Origin of the sequence: Nonomuraea sp. KM90, assembly GCF_052246675.1 — a bacterium.
In the GTDB taxonomy this organism is placed as follows: Bacteria; Actinomycetota; Actinomycetes; order Streptosporangiales; family Streptosporangiaceae; genus Nonomuraea.
This window is the reverse complement of the sequence record NZ_JBQQCB010000379.1, coordinates 1-937: the sequence shown is the minus strand read 5'-3', so window position 1 is coordinate 937 and position 937 is coordinate 1. Positions and strand designations below refer to the sequence as shown.

Below are 937 nucleotides of genomic sequence, written 5' to 3'. Positions count from 1 at the left end.
GCGGTGAGGGAGTCCTCGAGCGCGGTGGTGTACAACGGTGAGCTGACGTTCTTCGGGCTGGGGTTCAACAATCGGCTCGATCATTGGTGGGTGGCTCCCGGTTCGGCTAATAAGCGCGACACGTGGGGTGGCGGAATCGTCGGCAGGCCCACCGCGGTGGTGTTCAACAACGAGTTGACCGTCTTCGCCCGCGGTACCGATGGCACGCTGAAGCATTGGTGGTACCGGCCGGGTCAGCCGACGCAGTACGACAACTGGGGTGGCGGGCTCGCCGGTGACCCGGTCGCGATGGTGTTCAACAACGAGTTGACCGTCTTCGCCCGCGGCACCGACAACAGCCTGCAGCACTGGTGGCTGCGTCCCGGCGCAACCAACCAGCGCGACTCCTGGGGCGGCGGCGTCGCAGGCGACCCAACGGTGACGGTGTTCAACAACGAGTTGACCGTCTTCGCCCGGGGCACCGACAACAGCCTGCAGCACTGGTGGCTGCGTCCCGGCGCAACCAACCAGCGCGACTCCTGGGGCGGCGGCGTCGCTGGCGACCCGGCCACGACGGTGTTCAACAACGAGTTGACCGTCTTCGCCCGCGGCACCGACAACAGCCTGCAGCACTGGTGGCTGCGTCCCGGCGCAACCAACCAGCGCGACTCCTGGGGCGGCGGCGTCGCTGGCGACCCGGCCACGACGGTGTTCAACAACGAGTTGACCGTCTTCGCCCGCGGCACCGACAACAGCCTGCAGCACTGGTGGCTGCGTCCCGGCGCAACCAACCAGCGCGACTCCTGGGGCGGCGGCGTCGCTGGCGACCCCACCACCATCGTGTTCAACAACGAGCTGACCGCCTTCGCCCGCGGCACCGACAACAGCCTGCAGCACTGGTGGCTGCGCCCCGGCGCAACCAACCAGCGCGACTCCTGGGGCGGCGAGTTCGCCGGAT

1 protein-coding gene is annotated in these 937 nt (G+C 68.3%); it reads left to right on the top strand.

Translation table 11 applies throughout. The features are described 5' to 3' along the window. Nucleotides 1-24 precede the first annotated feature (24 nt). The coding region (locus ACTWPW_RS64335) for a hypothetical protein (RefSeq protein WP_443175062.1) at nt 25-937 on the top strand (913 nt) is incomplete at its 3' end.